The 16,017-nt window shown below is 65.4% G+C and carries 13 protein-coding genes; 7 read left to right on the top strand and 6 right to left on the bottom strand.

The window, feature by feature from the left end; all coding sequences use genetic code 11:
• Nucleotides 1-218 precede the first annotated feature (218 nt).
• Together QFZ30_RS19895 and QFZ30_RS19890 are read left to right on the top strand one after the other, a co-directional pair.
• Nucleotides 219-1,043 (top strand): GAF and ANTAR domain-containing protein, encoded by an 825-nt coding sequence (locus QFZ30_RS19895; RefSeq protein WP_307079213.1) that lies wholly within the window; start codon nucleotides 219-221, stop codon nucleotides 1,041-1,043.
• Nucleotides 1,040-1,912, top strand: coding sequence for an SGNH/GDSL hydrolase family protein (locus tag QFZ30_RS19890; RefSeq protein WP_373462867.1), 873 nt, complete (start codon nucleotides 1,040-1,042; stop codon nucleotides 1,910-1,912). Before QFZ30_RS19895 ends, QFZ30_RS19890 begins: the two co-directional genes overlap by 4 nt.
• Before the next feature lie 13 nt (nucleotides 1,913-1,925).
• Here QFZ30_RS19890 and QFZ30_RS19885 read toward each other — a convergent pair whose 3' ends face one another.
• Nucleotides 1,926-3,278 carry a uracil-xanthine permease family protein gene (locus QFZ30_RS19885; RefSeq protein ID WP_307079211.1) on the bottom strand — a complete coding sequence of 451 codons (1,353 nt, stop codon included), beginning with the start codon at nucleotides 3,276-3,278 and terminating at the stop codon, nucleotides 1,926-1,928.
• A gap of 260 nt (nucleotides 3,279-3,538) precedes the next feature.
• Here QFZ30_RS19885 and QFZ30_RS19880 point away from each other — a divergent pair, with 260 nt between their 5' ends.
• Nucleotides 3,539-4,144, top strand: coding sequence for a malonic semialdehyde reductase (locus tag QFZ30_RS19880; protein ID WP_307079209.1), 606 nt, complete (start codon nucleotides 3,539-3,541; stop codon nucleotides 4,142-4,144).
• A gap of 17 nt (nucleotides 4,145-4,161) precedes the next feature.
• On the opposite strand, the gene QFZ30_RS19875 is transcribed toward QFZ30_RS19880, so the two are convergent.
• Both QFZ30_RS19875 and pgm read right to left on the bottom strand, forming a co-directional pair.
• Complete coding sequence (locus QFZ30_RS19875; RefSeq protein ID WP_307079207.1) at nucleotides 4,162-4,581, bottom strand: hypothetical protein; 420 nt, start codon at nucleotides 4,579-4,581, stop codon at nucleotides 4,162-4,164.
• Nucleotides 4,582-4,743: 162 nt separating this feature from the next.
• Nucleotides 4,744-6,414, bottom strand: a complete 1,671-nt coding sequence (gene pgm / locus QFZ30_RS19870; protein WP_307079205.1) for a phosphoglucomutase (alpha-D-glucose-1,6-bisphosphate-dependent) — start codon at nucleotides 6,412-6,414, stop codon at nucleotides 4,744-4,746.
• A 243-nt stretch (nucleotides 6,415-6,657) separates the two neighbouring features.
• Between pgm and QFZ30_RS19865 the strand changes: the two genes are divergently transcribed.
• The gene (locus tag QFZ30_RS19865) at nucleotides 6,658-7,518 is read left to right on the top strand and encodes a nuclease-related domain-containing protein (RefSeq protein WP_307079203.1); all 861 of its coding nucleotides are present in this window, start codon (nucleotides 6,658-6,660) and stop codon (nucleotides 7,516-7,518) included.
• A gap of 57 nt (nucleotides 7,519-7,575) precedes the next feature.
• Nucleotides 7,576-8,196: a DUF4190 domain-containing protein gene (locus tag QFZ30_RS19860; RefSeq protein ID WP_307079202.1), complete on the top strand. Its 621-nt coding sequence runs from the start codon at nucleotides 7,576-7,578 to the stop codon at nucleotides 8,194-8,196.
• Nucleotides 8,197-8,237: 41 nt separating this feature from the next.
• On the opposite strand, the gene QFZ30_RS19855 is transcribed toward QFZ30_RS19860, so the two are convergent.
• Nucleotides 8,238-9,149, bottom strand: a complete 912-nt coding sequence (locus QFZ30_RS19855; protein WP_307079200.1) for a glutaminase — start codon at nucleotides 9,147-9,149, stop codon at nucleotides 8,238-8,240.
• Nucleotides 9,150-9,195: 46 nt separating this feature from the next.
• Nucleotides 9,196-10,809 carry a PucR family transcriptional regulator gene (locus tag QFZ30_RS19850; protein ID WP_307079198.1) on the bottom strand — a complete coding sequence of 538 codons (1,614 nt, stop codon included), beginning with the start codon at nucleotides 10,807-10,809 and terminating at the stop codon, nucleotides 9,196-9,198.
• A 370-nt stretch (nucleotides 10,810-11,179) separates the two neighbouring features.
• On the opposite strand from QFZ30_RS19850, the gene QFZ30_RS19845 reads away from it, so the two are divergent.
• Together QFZ30_RS19845 and QFZ30_RS19840 are read left to right on the top strand one after the other, a co-directional pair.
• Complete coding sequence (locus tag QFZ30_RS19845; RefSeq protein WP_307080385.1) at nucleotides 11,180-12,664, top strand: amino acid permease; 1,485 nt, start codon at nucleotides 11,180-11,182, stop codon at nucleotides 12,662-12,664.
• Nucleotides 12,661-15,579 carry an aminotransferase class I/II-fold pyridoxal phosphate-dependent enzyme gene (locus QFZ30_RS19840; protein ID WP_307079196.1) on the top strand — a complete coding sequence of 973 codons (2,919 nt, stop codon included), beginning with the start codon at nucleotides 12,661-12,663 and terminating at the stop codon, nucleotides 15,577-15,579. The genes QFZ30_RS19845 and QFZ30_RS19840 overlap by 4 nt, the downstream gene beginning before the upstream one ends.
• Here QFZ30_RS19840 and QFZ30_RS19835 read toward each other — a convergent pair.
• Nucleotides 15,576-16,004 carry a LapA family protein gene (locus QFZ30_RS19835; protein ID WP_307079194.1) on the bottom strand — a complete coding sequence of 143 codons (429 nt, stop codon included), beginning with the start codon at nucleotides 16,002-16,004 and terminating at the stop codon, nucleotides 15,576-15,578. The genes QFZ30_RS19840 and QFZ30_RS19835 overlap by 4 nt on opposite strands.
• Between the last annotated feature and the right edge of the window lie 13 nt (nucleotides 16,005-16,017).

Here is a 16,017-nt window from a genome sequence, read left to right as displayed (position 1 = left end):
CAGCCCCAGGTGATAGACGTGCAGCTCCCGTAGCCCGCGTCGCGGAGCTGGCACCAATCCTGGGGCCCATTGCCCGGCAGACACGTTCCTTGGGCGGCAGGGTGACGACGTACGCCCCGTACTTTCCGGCGCCTGCGGCCGTTTCGCGCCGGCTCCGGACGTATCCTTAGAACAAGGCTTTGCAGTGGGCCTGCGCGTTTCGAACCTAGGCGTGGAACATGGCCGTGGACACCTCGGGGGACGCCGGCTGGGAGCAGCAGCTCCCCGCCTCCCAGGACGTGGTCTTCGAAAGCAATGACGTCGAGATTTTCCTCGGCGAGGTTACCCATGAATTTATGCAGGACATCCAAGGTGTCCGGCGGGAAATTGGCTGGGCGGCCACATTGTTCCGTCGCGAGGAAGCCCACACCATAGCGGCAGGCAACGCTCAGGCCCGGGCAGCGGACCAGGAGCAGTGCTCCTTCGGTGATGGACCGGTGCTGCTGGCCCTCCGCACAGGTGACTTTGTGCACGTGGCCGACCTGGCCCGGGACCGGCGGTGGCCCGGATATGCAATCGTCGCCACAGGCCATGGCGTCCGGTCGCTGCTGTCCACGCCCATTGTGTCCGTGGCCGGCTCCAGCGCCGCCATCAACCTGTATGCGGCCGCGCCGCACGCCTTCACGAGTGAAGACATCGTCAGGACGCGCCGCTACGCGCGGGAGGTTGCCCGGGCGCTCCGCGTGGTGCTGCGGGTGGCGGAGCATGCCCAGGCAGCCGCGGAACTGGCGGTTGCCCAGACCTCCTTGGCCCTGATGGATCTGGCCGTGCGGACACTGATGAGCGAGTATGGCCTCAGCCATGAGGGCGCCTTCCAATATTTGAGGGCCGTCGCTAGGCATAACAACCTGGGGCTGCGCGAGGCCGCCCTGAGCGTAGTTGCGTCCGGTTCACCACAAGAACCGGCAGGACATATCCAGGACAACACGGATCTCCGCGGCCTGATCGCGGTTGAATCTCCGCCTCCGGATGTGTCACCGCACGGCACAGGGAGCAGGACATGAACGCGCAGAAGCCGGACCACATGAAGTCTGCCTGGACCAGCCCGGACCCGACGCGCGGATCCCACCCGTGGCACCGCTTCGTAGCGCTGGGTGACTCCTTCACTGAGGGAATAGGGGATCCCGAGCCCGGCAGTGAAGGAGGCGTGCGCGGCTGGGCGGACCGCGCTGCGGAGGAACTCAGTGCGGGCCAGCCAGAGTTCGCTTACGCCAACCTCGCGGTCCGGGGGCTGCTCCTGCAGCAGATTCTGGATCAGCAGCTTGGGCCTGCGCTCGCATTGAAGCCCGATCTGGTGACGCTGTCCGCGGGCGGTAATGACATTGTGTTCAGGCGCAGCGATCCCGACAGGATGGCGGAGAAAATGGACGATGCCGTGGCGACGCTGACCGCCACCGGCGCCACGGTGGTGCTGTTCGCCGGCCCCGACTGGGGAGCCATCCCCGTCTTTAGCCAGATCCGTGGCAAGGTGGCCATCTTCAACGAGAATCTCCACACTGTGGCTGCCCATCACGACGCGGTGATGGTTGACATGTGGTCCTTACGCGAACTGACTGACCCTGGCATGTGGGACCCCGACCGGCTGCACTTCTCCCCGCTGGGGCACCACACCATCGCCGCGGCGATGCTGAACGCCTTGGGTGTCTCCCACAGCCTGAGGCCCCTGGAGCCCAAGCAGCTGCCCCCTCCGAGCTGGAAGGAGGCCCGGGCGGAGGACCTCGTCTGGGCCCGGGAGTACCTGGTCCCTTGGGTGGTCCGCCGCCTTCGGCAACGGTCCCCAGAGGAGGGGCTGACGGCCAAACGTCCTCAAGCGGGGCCCGTGTTTGGGATCGGCCGACCCCCCGGGCCGTTGGCCGGAGGGTCGGCGGCCTGAAGCGGAGCCCTGCCTAGCGCTTCTTCGGCGCGCGTTTCGCGGCCGCGTTAATGGCGGCCTTCGCCGCAGGCGGCAAGCCTGCCTGTTCGCTTTCCGGTTCGGCTACCGAGCCCCGTGCCCGGGCAATGGCCTTCATGCCGTGGTAGATCACAAGCGCGGCGGCCGAGCCCAAGGCGATGCCGGTGAACGTCAGGTCGCCGATGGTCCACGTGTAGTCAGCAATGCCGATGATCAGAGCGACGGCGGCCGTGGTCAGGTTCACCGGGTTGGCGAAGTTCACCTTGTTCTGCACCCAGATCTTCACGCCCAGGACGCCGATCATGCCGTACAGCATGGTGGCGGCACCGCCCAGCACTCCGGGCGGAACGGTGGCAATCAGTTCGCCGAACTTCGGTGAGAAGCTCAGCACGATCGCGAAAATGCCGGCCACCCAGTACGCCGCCGTCGAATACACCTTGGTGGCGGCCATCACGCCGATGTTTTCCGCATAGGTGGTGGTTCCGGAGCCGCCACCGACGCCGGCGAGGACAGTGGCTGCGCCGTCGGCCATCAGCGCGCGGCCGGAGACGCCGTCGAGGTTCTGGCCCGTCATGGCGGCCACCGACTTCACGTGCCCGATGTTCTCGGCAACCAGCACCAGCACCACGGGCACAAAGAGGCCCAGGACGCCCACGTGGAATTCCGGCGTCTGGAACTGCGGCAGGCCGATCCACGCAGCCGCGTCCATTTTGGCGTAGTTCACTTCGCCGCGCAGCATGGCCACGAGGTAACCGACCACCACGCCCACCAGGATGCTGAGCCGGCCAACCATCCCGCGGAACAAGACGCTGACCAGGATGATGGCGGCCAGGGTGATGACGGCGGTGACCGGGGCGGCGTCGAAATTGTTCTTGGCCGCGGGCGCGAGGTTCAGGCCGATCAGTGCCACTATGGCGCCGGTGACGATGGGCGGCATGAGCCGGTTGATCCAGTCCGCGCCGAACTTCTGCACAACCGCCCCGATGAGGGCAAGTACGACGCCGGCAAGCACCACCCCGCCCAGCGCACCGGGCACGCCGAACTGCTGCTGCGAGGCCATGATGGGCGCGATGAACGCGAAGCTGGAGCCGAGGTAGCTGGGCACCCGGCCCTGCGTGATCACCAGGAACAGCAGCGTGCCGATGCCGGAGAAGAACAGCGTGGTGGCGGGCGGCATTCCCGTGATGATGGGGACCAGGAACGTGGCGCCGAACATGGCCACCACGTGCTGCATGCCTACGCCGATGGTCAACGGCCAGGCCAGCCGCTCATCCGGGGCAACCACGTGTCCTGGCCGGATCGATTTGCCAGTGCCGTGCAGCTTCCATTTGGTTCCGAGCATGCTCATGGGCGGAGGCCTTTCAAGGGGGTTGCCGCGGGGGCTGGGATCTTCCGGTGCAAGAATACCGCGCAGCCTGCCTTTCCTGAGCTTGTCCGCGATTCCGAACCTTCAAGGCCGGGAGCCGCGGACAAGGGCCGGTTCAAGCATCCTGTGCCCAACGTCACCTGCCGTCACGGGAAGAAGACAGAAACACTTGAAGTTGCAACTATGGAATGCGAAAGCGCCGGCAGCCATCAGGTGTGCGGGCCCCAGCGAAAGGTAAGCCAATGACTATTGCCCACGAAGAAGCGGCCATCGATTCGGCCGCCGTCGACGCCATTTTTGCCGAAGCCCGCACGGCCAACTCCTTCACCGGAGAGGTGACCGAGGACCAGGCCCGCGCCATCTACGAACTCACCAAGTTCGGCCCCACCGCATTCAACTCCCAGCCGCTCCGCGTGACCTACGTCCGCTCCGATGCGGCCCGCACCAAGCTGGTTGACGCCCTCATGGCCGGAAACCGCGCCAAGACGGCCTCCGCCCCGCTGGTCGCCATCCTCAGCTACGACACGGACTGGGCCGGGCAGTGGGACAACTTCCTTCCCGGCTACAACGCTCCCAAGGCGATGTACGACGCCTCGCCGGAGCTGGCTGCCACCACCGGCAACAACAATGCCCACCTCCAGGCTGGCTACTTTATCCTGGCCGTCCGCTCGCTTGGCTTCGCCGCTGGCCCCATGACCGGCGCTGACTTCACTGCCATCGACTCGGAGTTCTTCCCTGATGGAGACCAGAAAAGCTTCCTCGTAGTCAACATCGGCCAGCCCGGCGAAGCCGCCTGGGGCGAAGCGAAGCCCAAGTTCAGCTATGAGGATGTTGTCCGCACCGTCTAGCTACAATCCGGCGCGGTCTAGTTACAGCCCCCCGCCGGCGGTGGCAGACTGGCTGCATGCGGAACCTCATCTTCGTGGCGTTTGTGGAGCCCGTCTTTGAGGGCCAGGTCTTCCCGCGGGCAGACTGGCCGCTGCACATCACCCTGTTGAGGTTCGACGTCGAAAGTCCGGCCGGTGCCGATGTTCCAGCCGGACATTCTGACGATGTTGGGGGCCTGGTGGCCGAACTTGCCGGGCCGCCCGCGCAGGCGGCCTTGGGCGCCACGCTGACGGTGGGACAGGACGCCGGCTTCGGCCGCCTGGTCTCCGTCCCGGTCAGCCTGCTGGAACCGTCCCCGCAACTGGATGCCCTGCACAGGGAGCTCTTCCAGGTGGTGGCCGCAGTCGGCGGCACGGTGTCCACGCCGGACTACGTCCTGGACCGCTACCGGCCCCACATCTCACACCACGAAGGCAAACGCCCCAAGCCGGGCGACGCCGTGGTGCTTGGCCAGATAGCGCTGGTGGACATGGCGCCCGAGGGCAACCACGCCATCCGGCGCATCCTGCAGCTGTGGACTTTGGCCGAGCAGGCTGGCGGCCGGACTGGGGCGAACCGCTTAGGCGATCACACCGTCCACCAGGGCCTTGGCCTCGGCCTGGACCTGCTTGAGGTGGTCCTCGCCCTTGAAGGACTCCGCGTAGATCTTGTAGACGTCCTCGGTGCCGGACGGGCGGGCTGCAAACCAGGCGTTCTCGGTGACTACCTTGAGCCCGCCGATGGACGCTCCGTTGCCGGGGGCCTCGGTCAGTTTGGCGGTGATGGTTTCGCCTGCCAGTTCTGTAGCGGTGACGTCCGACGGCGACAGCTTTCCGAGAGCCGACTTCTGCTCCCGCGTGGCCGCGGCATCAATCCGGGCGTAGACCGGGGCGCCGAACTGGTCCGTCAGGCCCTTGTACAGCTGCGACGGGGACTTGCCCGTGACCGCGGTGATCTCCGAGGCGAGCAGCGCCAGCAGGATGCCGTCCTTGTCGGTGGTCCAGACGCTGCCGTCCTTTTTGTTGAACGAGGCGCCGGCCGATTCCTCGCCGCCGAACGCGCCTTCGCCGGAAAGCAGCCCGGGCACAAACCACTTGAAGCCCACGGGGACCTCCACAAGCTTGCGGCCCAGGCTCTCGGCCACCCGGTCGATGATGGAGGAGGAGACCAGCGTCTTGCCCACCACGGAGTCAGGGTTCCAGCCGCTGCGGTTGCGGTAGAGGTAGTCGATGGCGACGGCCAGGTAGTGGTTCGGGTTCATCAGCCCGCCGTCAGGGGTAACGATGCCGTGGCGGTCGGCGTCGGCATCGTTGCCCGTGGCGATGTCAAAGGCGCCGCCAGACGCAGAACCAGTCCCGCCGTCGGACATTCTCTGGATGAGTGAAGCCATCGCGGACGGTGAGGAGCAGTCCATCCGGATCTTTTCATCCCAGTCCAGGGTCATGAAGGCCCACTGCGGGTCCACGGTGGGGTTAACCACGGTGAGGTTCAGGTGGTGGCGTTCGCCGATCTCGCCCCAGTAATCCACGGCGGCGCCGCCCATGGGGTCCGCGCCGATGCGGACACCGGCGTCGCGGATGGCATCGAGGTTCAGCACCGACGGCAGGTCGTCAACGTAGCTGCTGAGGAAGTCGAACTTGCCCGTGGTATCCGCGCCCATCGCATCCGCGAGGGGAATGCGCTTGACGCCGCGGAGATCGTTTTCCAGCAGCTCGTTGGCGCGGTTGGCGATCCAGCCGGTGGCGTCCGAGTCCGCGGGGCCGCCGTGCGGCGGGTTGTACTTGAAGCCGCCGTCCGCCGGCGGGTTGTGGCTGGGAGTGACCACAATTCCGTCGGCCTGCGGCGCGCCGGCCGGGGCGTTGTTGTTGTACGTGAGGATGGCGTGGCTCAGGGCCGGGGTGGGGGTGTAGCCGTGGCGGGCGTCAATCAGCACCTGGACGCCGTTGGCAGCCAGTACCTCAAGGGCCGAGTTCTGCGCCGGTTCACTGAGCGCGTGCGTGTCCTTGGCAAGGAACAGCGGGCCCGTGATGCCCTGCCCTGCGCGGTACTCGACGATTGCCTGCGTGATGGCAACGATGTGCTTTTCGTTGAACGACGCCTTGAGGCTGGAACCCCGGTGCCCGGACGTGCCAAAAGCCACACGCTGTCCGGGATCACCCAGATCCGGCGTGATGTCGTAGTACGCGTCAAGGAGCGCAGTGATGTCAACAAGGTCCTGGGGTTGGGCAACTGTGCCCGCGCGGCTAGCCATGGCACCAGCATGCCAGACGTGAGCCAGAGGCAAAACGCACTGTCCATAATCGGGCTCCTGTGACGCGGAAAGTCATGCACGGGCAGCTAAAGCAGGTACTCGAACTGAGTACTCGGCCCAAAAGTACCTATATACCGCCCGCCTGCGGCGCTGTTACGTTCGAGAAAACTCCGGCAAAACCACCGGAAAGGACGACGGCGGGATCCCCGCCGTCGCGGAAGGCAGGAAAGCGGGGGACCGGTCATGGGGGCAGGGGACAGGGCGGCCGAGCAGTCCAGGCTGGCTGCCGAGCGGGTGGCGCGGCTTAAGCGCAGGCTCGACCAGGCCGAGCGTGACACAAAGCCGTGGGACTCCGCCGCGGTGGGCGAGAGGGAGGTGGCGGACAGGCTCAGCCAGCTCATTCCGCATGGCTGGTACCTGCTGCACGACGTCCACTGGCCGGGACGGCCAAAGGCCAACCTTGACCACGTGCTGGTGGGCCCCGGCGGCGTGGTGGTGGTGGATGCCAAGAACTGGACCGGAGAAGTCCGCGTTTCCTCCGGCGTGCTGTGGCAGGGCCGCTACTCGAGGACACAGTCCGTGGAGGGCGCGCTGGCCCAGTGCGCCGCCGTGACCTCAGTGCTCGCACCGCCTCACCGTCGGTTCGCCCGTCCCCTGATCTGCATGGCAACGCAGCCGGACCTCTTTGGAATCACCAGCTCGGATGTGGCTGTGGCAGGCACGGACCGCGTTGTTGATGTGGTCCTGGCACTGCCCGAGGTCCTTGATCAGCAGACAGTGGTGGGGCTATATGCCCAGCTGGGCGAGCAGCTGACCCAGGAACAGGACGACCGCATGCCCGTGGCCAGGCCGGCGGTGGTCAAGCCGGCCGTTGGGCGGCCGGATAAGCGGGTGCCGGTGCAGGGGGCGCCGGGCGTTAAGTCGCCTGCCGCTAGATCGGGGCGGCCTGCGGCCGTCCGGGCCGGTTCCCGCCAGCTCGCCGCAGGGACCGGCGGCACTGGGACGTCAAAGGCACAGGATGCGGCAGGCGGGCTGGCAAGGCTCCTGTTCCTGGCGGCCTTTGTCACCTTTGCCGTCTACGTGTTGCCCTACTGGGGAGGGTAGGCCTGCCGCTGGAGCCGGCGGTAGGCTAGGGAGCAAAGACTTCCTAGGGGGAAAACCATGACTGACCAGCCGAACAAACGCCCTGACCCGCAGGATTCCGGCCAGCAGAATTCTGGCGAACAGGGTGCCGGCGGGCAGGATTCTGGCGGGCAGGGTTCTGGGAACTCGCCTGCGGGTTACCAGCCTCCGCAATTTGTTCCGCCGCAGGGATCCGACATCCCGGCTCCACCGTCCCGCGATCAAAGCCAGCCCGGGCAGCAGCCCGCTGGCGAGAGCCAATACGGCCAACCGGGCGAGCAGTATGGCCCGCCCTACGGCCAGCCCAGCAGCCCCTATGGACAACCTGCCGGAGGGTACGCCCAGCCTCCCAGCCCCTACGGACAGGCTCCGGGTCCCTACGGTCAGCCGTACTACGGCATGCCGGCAGAGCCCAAAGGCCTGAGCATCGCCAGCATGGTGTGCGGCATCGCTTCCGTGATACTCGGATGGTTCCTCCTCCCGCAGGTCGCCGCGATTGTCACCGGCCATCTGGCCTTGCGGCGGGAACCGTCGGGCAAGGGCATGTCCATCACCGGCCTGGTATTGGGTTACCTTTGCCTGCTCGGCTACGGTGCCTTTTGGGTTTTTGTGATCGTCGCAGCAGCAATGTACGGAACCGGCTCCGGTTACTCGTACTAGGGCGCACGTCAGCTGGCGGCCACCGGCAGTTGACCGGAGTTTCAGAAGATGGACAGCCCGGTCCTGGTGGTGAATTCGTCCAGTGCAGCAACGCCTGCCACGGAATTTCCGGATTTTCCCAGGCCGGGGCTCCAGACGGAGACGGTGCAGTTGTTGGGTACCACGGCGATGATTCCCCCGCCCACTCCGCTCTTGCCGGGCAGGCCCACTCTGTAGGCGAATTCTCCTGCGGCGTCATAGGTGCCGCAGGTCAGCATGACGGCGTTGATCCGCTTTGTCTGCGGTGAGGAGAGCAGGGCCGTGCCGTCAACCCGCACGCCGTTGCTGGCAAGGAAGCGGCTGGCCACGGCAAGGTCCGTGCAGCTCATTTCCAACGAGCACTGCAGGATGTAGTTGTCCAGCACGTCCTGCACTGGATTCTCCAGGTTGCCGCAACTGGCCAGGAAGTGCGCAAGGGCGGCATTCCGGTTGCTGTTCCGCGCTTCGGATTCGGCCACGACGGCGTCAATCCCGATCCCGCTGTTGCCGCTTTCTTGGCGGAGCAGGTTAAGGACTGCTCCGCAGGCATCGCCGGTAATGCTTAGGAGCCTGTCGGTGACCACTAAGGCGCCCGCATTGATGAAGGGATTCCGAGGAATACCGTCCTCAAGTTCCAGCTGGACCAGGGAGTTGAACGGGTTGCCGGAGGGCTCGCGGAAGACACGCTTCCAAATGCCATCTCCGTCCCCGGCCAGGACCAGGGCCAGCGCGAACACCTTGGAGATGCTCTGGATGGAGAAAGGAACGGCGGCGTCGCCGGCGGCGTAGACCTCACCGTCCCCGGTGGCAACGGAAATGCCGAACTGGCCGGCATCCACTGCCCCCAACTGGGGGATGTAACTGGCCACTTCGCCTTGCCCCAGACGGGGTCTGATGGATCCGACGATGTCGTCGAGGAGGTTCTGGATGTCCATGGGGCGTCTGTTCTGTTCTGTTGGGTTCGTCGAAAAGTCTGGGTGGTCAGTTTTTGCCGGACCTGGTCCACAGCCGGATCTGCAGGTGCGCCAACAGCCGTTGTCCCGGATCCTGAAGGTCGATCCCTGCTACCTCGCAGGATCTGCGCAGACGGTAGTGCACGGTGTTGCGGTGGATCACCAGGTCCTCGGCGCACCGGTTGACGTCACCGAACGACTCCAGGTAGGCCAGCAGCGTTGTGGCGAATTCCGGGTGCCGCTCGCAGAGCTCCGTGATGCCCTTGTGGCGGAGCTCCTGACGGGATCCCACCAGATCGAGCAGTTCAGTGACCAGCACCGTGGTCTCCACGTCACTGAACGAGGCCACGCGCCGCTGCGGGTCCGTGCTGAGTACTGTCAGCACGTTTCTCACGTGTTCCAGCGACGTATGGAGCTTATCTAAACGGTCCACCACCGGTCCGATGGCGGCCTGCACCTGCAGGTCCAGGTGCGCTCCGGCGTCGCGGACAATGACGTTCACCAGCCTGCTGATGGCGGCCGGGGACTTCACCGGATCCAGGTCCGGCAGGATGATGGCTGTCTCCAGGCCGAGAGACCCGACTACCGCGCCGGGCCGGTAGGCGGCGGCATGGATGGACACCAGGTTGGCCAGCTCGCCGCGCTGGAGCTGGAGGCCCGGCGCGGACTGGTGCACGCTGCCGGAGGAGACCAGCACCAGCGCGGCCGGCCTGGAAGGATCCAGTCCGGCGGACTGCGCCTGGGAATGGATCTGGGCCGTGCCGCTGAGCAGGCTCGAAACCCGGTCCCGGCGCATGGACTGCGACTGTTCGTTGCGGTGGCGCACCAGTTCGATGGCTGCATGCCGCGCAGAACCAACCATGATCCTGTCCGTGTTGGCTGCAAGGCCTTGCGTCCCCTCCTGTAGCCAGATGTAACCAAGGATCCTGCGGCCGGCGAAGATGGCGATGGCCACCCGCTCGCGGAGCCCTTCCTCCGGGTTGGCCGGGATATGGATGGGAACCTCACCAGCCTGCAGGTGCTTGTACACGCCGGATTCCTTGAGCAGTTTCTGGTAGCGCTCCGGCCCCCGACGCGCCAGAATTGACAACCGGCGCAGCTCGTCGACGTCGTTGGACGCAGGGGAGTACGCCAGCACCCTGTTGGCTGTATCCTCGATCACCACATGGCCGTGGGTGAGGGTGGCGGTGGTCTGGGCGATGCCAAAAAGGTCACGCTGCATCAGCGTGGACGTATCGCCGGAGGGGAGCGATTCACGGAGGCGATCTACCGCGATCCCTTCGAGCTGGTCCCACCGCACGCCCCCGGCAACGGCAATGAGCCCGGTCCCGGTGCCGTTCATGACCTCACGGACGGCCGCCAGCTCCAGCTCCGAACCTTTGATGGCAATGGCCACGGGTTGGCCGGCCAGCAAGGTCCGGACTTTGGGCAGTGCCGCCCGGCCACGCGCCCCCACCAGGAATACCAAGGACCCGGGCTCCACGGCGGCGCCGTCCTCCGGGTCAACGATCACCGTTTCGCGGACATGTTCGTTCTCCGGCCCCGGAGCCATCAGCAGCCTGGCATTGTCGACGCCGATGTCCTCCAGGATGTCGCTGAGCGTGACACGGACGGCGTCGCCGGCTTGCTCTTCAGGCCTCACGTCTTTGTTCAGACCCCTTCTGGTGCTTATCAAGTTTGATGGCTCCCGCGGAGCCTGCGGCGATTGCCACAGCCATGTACCTTACTCGCGTTCCCCCTGATCAAAATTGGCTCCCGGCACAATTGCGCCTGGCTGAATTTGGTGGCCGCCCCAAAATAAAGCTAGCCCCGGATCCCTAGAGTTGGATACCGGCCTCCCCGGCAAAGATGCCCGGGGGCCGCAGAACGCACTGATAGTACGTCGCCTAGGCGGCACAGGAGTCAAAGGAGACCCCACAAATGACCTGCTTCACAAGCGCCGGTAAACTGCAGTGAAAGCCGTCCCCGCCAGGACCCAATCAGGACCGGACAACCAGCTCCGGGCAGATCCCATGGACACTGCAGATGTCCTGGAAAACGGCCGGGAGCTGCTGGGCGACAGGGCTGCGGCCGCGCAGGATTTCTCCAGCGAAGAAGCCGGATACCACAAGACCCTCACACCCCGGCAGATCCAGATGATCGCGATCGGCGGAGCGATTGGCACTGGCCTGTTCATGGGCGCCGGCGGCCGGCTGAACGGGTCCGGCCCTGCCTTGGTGCTGGTGTACGCCGTCTGTGGCTTTTTCGCCTTCCTCATTCTGCGCGCCCTTGGAGAGCTGGTGCTTTATCGCCCGTCATCGGGCTCCTTTGTGTCCTACGCCAGGGAGTTCTACGGCGAAAAGCTGGCGCATACAGCCGGCTGGCTCTATTTCCTCAACTGGGCCATGACCTCCATCGTGGACGTCACCGCCGTCGCTCTTTACGTGAAATTCTGGGCGCGGCACTGGGAGCTGGTGCGGGACCTGCCGCAGTGGACCATCGCGCTGATGGCACTGGTGGTGGTGCTGGGACTGAACCTTGTCTCCGTGAAGGTGTTCGGCGAGATGGAATACTGGTTCGCCCTGACCAAGGTGACGGCGCTGATCGTGTTCCTCATTGTGGGCGTGAGCTTCATCGTCCTGGGTGGCAAAACGGATTTAGGAACACCAGGAATCGGCGTCCTGGTGGACAACGGCGGCGCGTTTCCCACCGGCGCCGTGGCGCCGCTGCTTGCCATCAGCGGGGTGGTGTTTGCCTACGCCGCAATCGAGCTGGTGGGCACCGCCGCCGGTGAAACCGCCAATCCGGAGAAAGTCATGCCCAAGGCAGTGAACACCGTTGTGGCCCGCATTGCCATTTTCTACATCGGCTCGGTGTTGCTGCTGTCGCTGCTCCTTCCCTTCACGGCCTACAAGGCCGGCGAATCCCCGTTCGTCACCTTTTTCTCGTACCTGGGCTCGCCCGAATCAGCAGCCGTCTCGGCGTCCGTGATGAACTTCGTGGTGCTCACGGCCGCGCTGTCCAGCCTGAACGCCGGGCTCTACTCCACCGGGCGCATCCTCCGGTCCATGGCCGTCAACGGCTCTGCGCCGGCTTTCACTGCCCGGATCAGCCGGAGCGGGGTGCCGTACGGCGGGATCCTGCTCACCGCCGTCGTCACCCTGCTGGGGGTTGGACTCAATGCCCTGGCGCCCTCCCGAGTGTTCGAAATCGTATTGGAGATCTCCGCCGTGGGCATCATCGGCGGATGGGCCACCATCATGCTCTGCCACATTAAACTGCAGATGTGGGTCCGGCAGGGCCGGGCGGCCCGCCCGTCGTTCAGGCTTTTCGGCGCGCCGTTCACGTCCTACCTGACTCTGGCATTCCTCGCCTTCGTCCTGATCACCATGGCGTTTTCCGAAACAGGGCGCTGGGTGCTGCTGTCCTCGCTGGCCCTCGTTCCACTGCTCGGCCTGGGCTGGTACGGCACACGCGGCCGCCGCGCTGAGGCAGCACGGGCGGCTGGGAAAGCATGAGAACCGACCCAGTGCCGAAAAACGGTAACGGTACAGAGAACGACGCCGGGTCCCCGGTCGTGCGGGCACCGTCGGTGGCGATCACGCCACCATCAACGCTGACGCCTCCGGATGCCCGCTATTTGCCGGCAGCCCCGGCCTCGCCGGGGGCACCGGCCTCGCCGGCAGCCCCGCCCTCGCCTGCAGCCCCGCCTTCGCCTGCAGCCCCGGAGATCGGAACCCCAAGCCGGGCCTGGCGGATCCGCGCGGATTCTTGGGAATTCCTGGGTTATGGGCTGAAGCAACTGTCCACCGGACCCACGGGCCCTACAGGCACACGGCAGTCCGGGTTGTCGGGGCAGGTCAACAGGGCGCTGGCACTTCTCGAATCCGTAGAGCTCTATTGGGCCTTCCCAGGGCTTTCCATCCTGGGGCGCCTGCGCGGTCTCATCCGGGAGGCGCAGTACCAGGAAGCACTGGAGCTGGTGGACGGAATCAGGGCCCGGATGTGCCGCGCAAAGTCCGTTCCTGAACTGCCCGGACCGGGCTTTTCGGATTCCGCCGACGCCGCGGTCCAAGAAGCATTCCAAATCACCTCGGACCGGCCCCGTTTTGAAGTCCTGGTGGTTGACGACATTCCCGAACAGGATGCGGAGGCGCTCAAAAGCGACATGCTGGCCCAGCGGCGTCCCGCTGATGCGTTCAGCTATTGCGTAAACGCGGTTCCTTCCTATGAGGATGCACTAGTGGCACTGCTGCTAAATCCGGACATCCAGGCCTGTGTCCTGCGGCCCGGATTCGCAATCAGGGCTTCCCGGCCGCTGGGCTCGGACCTGAAAAGGGTGGTGTCCCGGCACGTGGAGGGCGGCCTGGAGCGGCTGCGTCCCATCGACCGGATCCTGAGGCTGGCCGAACGGATCGCAGAACTCCGGCCGGAGCTGGACGTGTACCTCGTGGCGGACGTTGCCATTGAAGGACTCGCTGGTTCACTGACCCGCAGGTTTGCCCGGATCTTCCGCCGCGAGGATCGGCTGGACCTGCATCTGTCCCTGCTCGCCGGCGTGGCGGCCCGCTACGAAACGCCTTTCTTCACGGCACTGCAGGAATACAGCCGGAGGCCGGCCAGCGTCTTCCACGCACTGCCGATTTCCCGCGGCGGTTCTGTGGGGAACTCTCCGTGGATCCGGGACATGGCTGATTTCTACGGCCAGAACCTGCTGCTCGCGGAGACCTCAGCAACGTCAGGCGGGCTGGATTCCCTGCTTGATCCGCACGGCTCCATCAAGAAGGCACAGACCCTCGCGGCGCGGGCGTTCGGGGCGGACAAGACGTTCTTCGTCACCAACGGCACGTCAACGGCCAACAAGGTGGTGCACCAGTCGATTGTGGCTCCAGGCGACATCGTGCTGGTGGACCGGAACTGCCACAAGTCCCACCACTATGCGCTGATGCTGTCTGGTGCGCAGGTGGCCTACCTGGACGCCTACCCACTGGACCAGTACTCCTTCTACGGCGCCGTGCCACTGGAGAGCATCAAGAAAATGCTGCTGGACTACCGGCGGGCCGGCCGGCTGGACGACGTCAAGATGATCACGCTGACTAACTGCACGTTCGATGGCATCGTCTATGACCCCGAACGGGTCATGGAGGAATGCCTGGCGATCAAGCCGGACCTCGTCTTCCTCTGGGATGAGGCCTGGTTCGCTTTCGCCGCGTTCCATCCGGTGTACCGGCGGCGGACGGCCATGGCGGCGGCCGCCAAGCTCGAGGCGCAGTTGCGGGATCCTGATTTCATCCTTCGCCACGAAAGACAGGCCCGGGAGCTGTGGGACCGGGAAACCGGTGAACCGGCGGCCGACGATGCCTGGCTGCGGACCAGGCTCATTCCGGATCCGGCCAAGGTCCGGCTGCGGGTCTATGCCACGCAGTCAACCCATAAAACACTGACGTCGCTGCGTCAGGGGTCCATGATCCACGTGTTCGACCAGGACTTCGAGCAGCTCAACGGTGAGGCCTTCCGCGAGGCCTACATGACCCATACCTCCACGTCGCCGAACTACCAGATCCTCGCCTCCCTGGACATCGGCCGGCGGCAGGCGGAGCTGGAAGGTTTTGCATTGGTGCAGAAGCAGGCAGATTTGGCCGTCAGTATTGGCCAGGCGGTGGCACGCAACCCGCTGCTGAAGAAGTATTTCCGGATCCTGGGCGCCAGGCAGCTTGTGCCGGAGCAATTCAGGGAAACAGACTGCTCCATGCCGCTTAGCCAAGGGCTGTCTGCTTTTGACGAGGTCTGGCGGCGGGACGAGTTTGTGGTTGATCCGAGCCGGCTCACGCTGGACATCGGCCTCACCGGAATTGACGGTGACACCTTCAAGCACGACCACCTCATGGACAAGTACGGCATCCAGGTCAACAAGACGTCGCGGAACAGCGTCCTGTTCATGACCAACATCGGCACGTCCCGCAGCGCGGTGGCGTACCTGGTTGAGGTGCTGGTGAAACTGGCTGAATCGTTTGAGACGGAGAAGCGGACGCTGGGACCGCGTGGGCTCAGGGCGCTTGAGGCCCGGATCGCAATCCTGAGCACTGCCCCGCCGGCCCTTCCCGACTTTAGCCGTTTCGCCCGCCGCTTCCGCGGTGGCACCACCCCCGATGGCCACCTCCGGGCAGCCTACTTCGAGACGTACAAGGAGGGCGCCACCGAGTATGTGGAACCCGCCGAGCTTGCCGCGCGGGTGGAATCAGGCCAAGAGGTTGTTTCGGCGGGCTTCGTGACGCCGTACCCGCCGGGATTTCCCATCCTGGTGCCGGGTCAAGTGATCACGGGCAATGCGCTGGCCTTTATGGCTGCCCTGGACACCAGGGAGGTCCATGGCTTCGACCCCGGCCTGGGCTACCGGGTGTTTACCACAGACTGGCTCTCGTCAGACTCCTAACGCCGGGGTTTCCCTAGCCGCGACCGGTGGGCATTCGCCCGGAGCTGCAGGATCCGGGCCGCACCGGCGATGGCTACCAGGACGCCGCCGGTGACGCTGGCGATAAACAGAGCCATGCCCAGCGGAACGGTTCCCTCCAGACCCAGGTACCTGATGGCCACATCGTCCTGGTTCTGCATGATGAAGATGATGAGCAGGATGAGGAGTACCAAAGCGGCCACGACGGCGGCCCACACCATCCCGGCGCGGGTCACCCGTCGCGGGGCTGCCGTCGGCGTTACTGCGGCCGGGGCAGGCCCGGCGCTCATGGGGCCTTTGGGCGGCTGTGCCATTGGGGGCGGCGTCACTGACGGAGGCACTACGCGGGGCTGCTCCTGGGGCTGCCTCTCTGCACCATCTGCAGGCATCGACTGGCCTGTGCTCATCTTGCCACCCTCT

Source organism: Arthrobacter pascens, from assembly GCF_030815585.1.
In the GTDB taxonomy this organism is placed as follows: Bacteria; Actinomycetota; Actinomycetes; order Actinomycetales; family Micrococcaceae; genus Arthrobacter; species Arthrobacter pascens_A.
The sequence above is the reverse complement of the archived record's forward strand: the minus strand, read 5'-3'. Positions and strand labels throughout refer to the sequence as shown.

Bases quoted from the DNA above. Each gene is read 5' to 3' on its own strand.
- QFZ30_RS19885 (WP_307079211.1), bottom strand. From the start codon at position 3,278: ATGAGCATGCTCGGAACCAAATGGAAGCTGCACGGCACTGGCAAATCG.
- QFZ30_RS19855 (WP_307079200.1), bottom strand. From the start codon at position 9,149: ATGGACATCCAGAACCTCCTCGACGACATCGTCGGATCCATCAGACCC.
- QFZ30_RS19865 (WP_307079203.1), top strand. From the start codon at position 6,658: ATGGGGGCAGGGGACAGGGCGGCCGAGCAGTCCAGGCTGGCTGCCGAG.
- QFZ30_RS19860 (WP_307079202.1), top strand. From the start codon at position 7,576: ATGACTGACCAGCCGAACAAACGCCCTGACCCGCAGGATTCCGGCCAG.
- QFZ30_RS19890 (WP_373462867.1), top strand. From the start codon at position 1,040: ATGAACGCGCAGAAGCCGGACCACATGAAGTCTGCCTGGACCAGCCCG.
- QFZ30_RS19895 (WP_307079213.1), top strand. From the start codon at position 219: ATGGCCGTGGACACCTCGGGGGACGCCGGCTGGGAGCAGCAGCTCCCC.
- QFZ30_RS19835 (WP_307079194.1), bottom strand. From the start codon at position 16,004: ATGAGCACAGGCCAGTCGATGCCTGCAGATGGTGCAGAGAGGCAGCCC.
- pgm (WP_307079205.1), bottom strand. From the start codon at position 6,414: ATGGCTAGCCGCGCGGGCACAGTTGCCCAACCCCAGGACCTTGTTGAC.
- QFZ30_RS19880 (WP_307079209.1), top strand. From the start codon at position 3,539: ATGACTATTGCCCACGAAGAAGCGGCCATCGATTCGGCCGCCGTCGAC.
- QFZ30_RS19845 (WP_307080385.1), top strand. From the start codon at position 11,180: ATGGACACTGCAGATGTCCTGGAAAACGGCCGGGAGCTGCTGGGCGAC.
- QFZ30_RS19840 (WP_307079196.1), top strand. From the start codon at position 12,661: ATGAGAACCGACCCAGTGCCGAAAAACGGTAACGGTACAGAGAACGAC.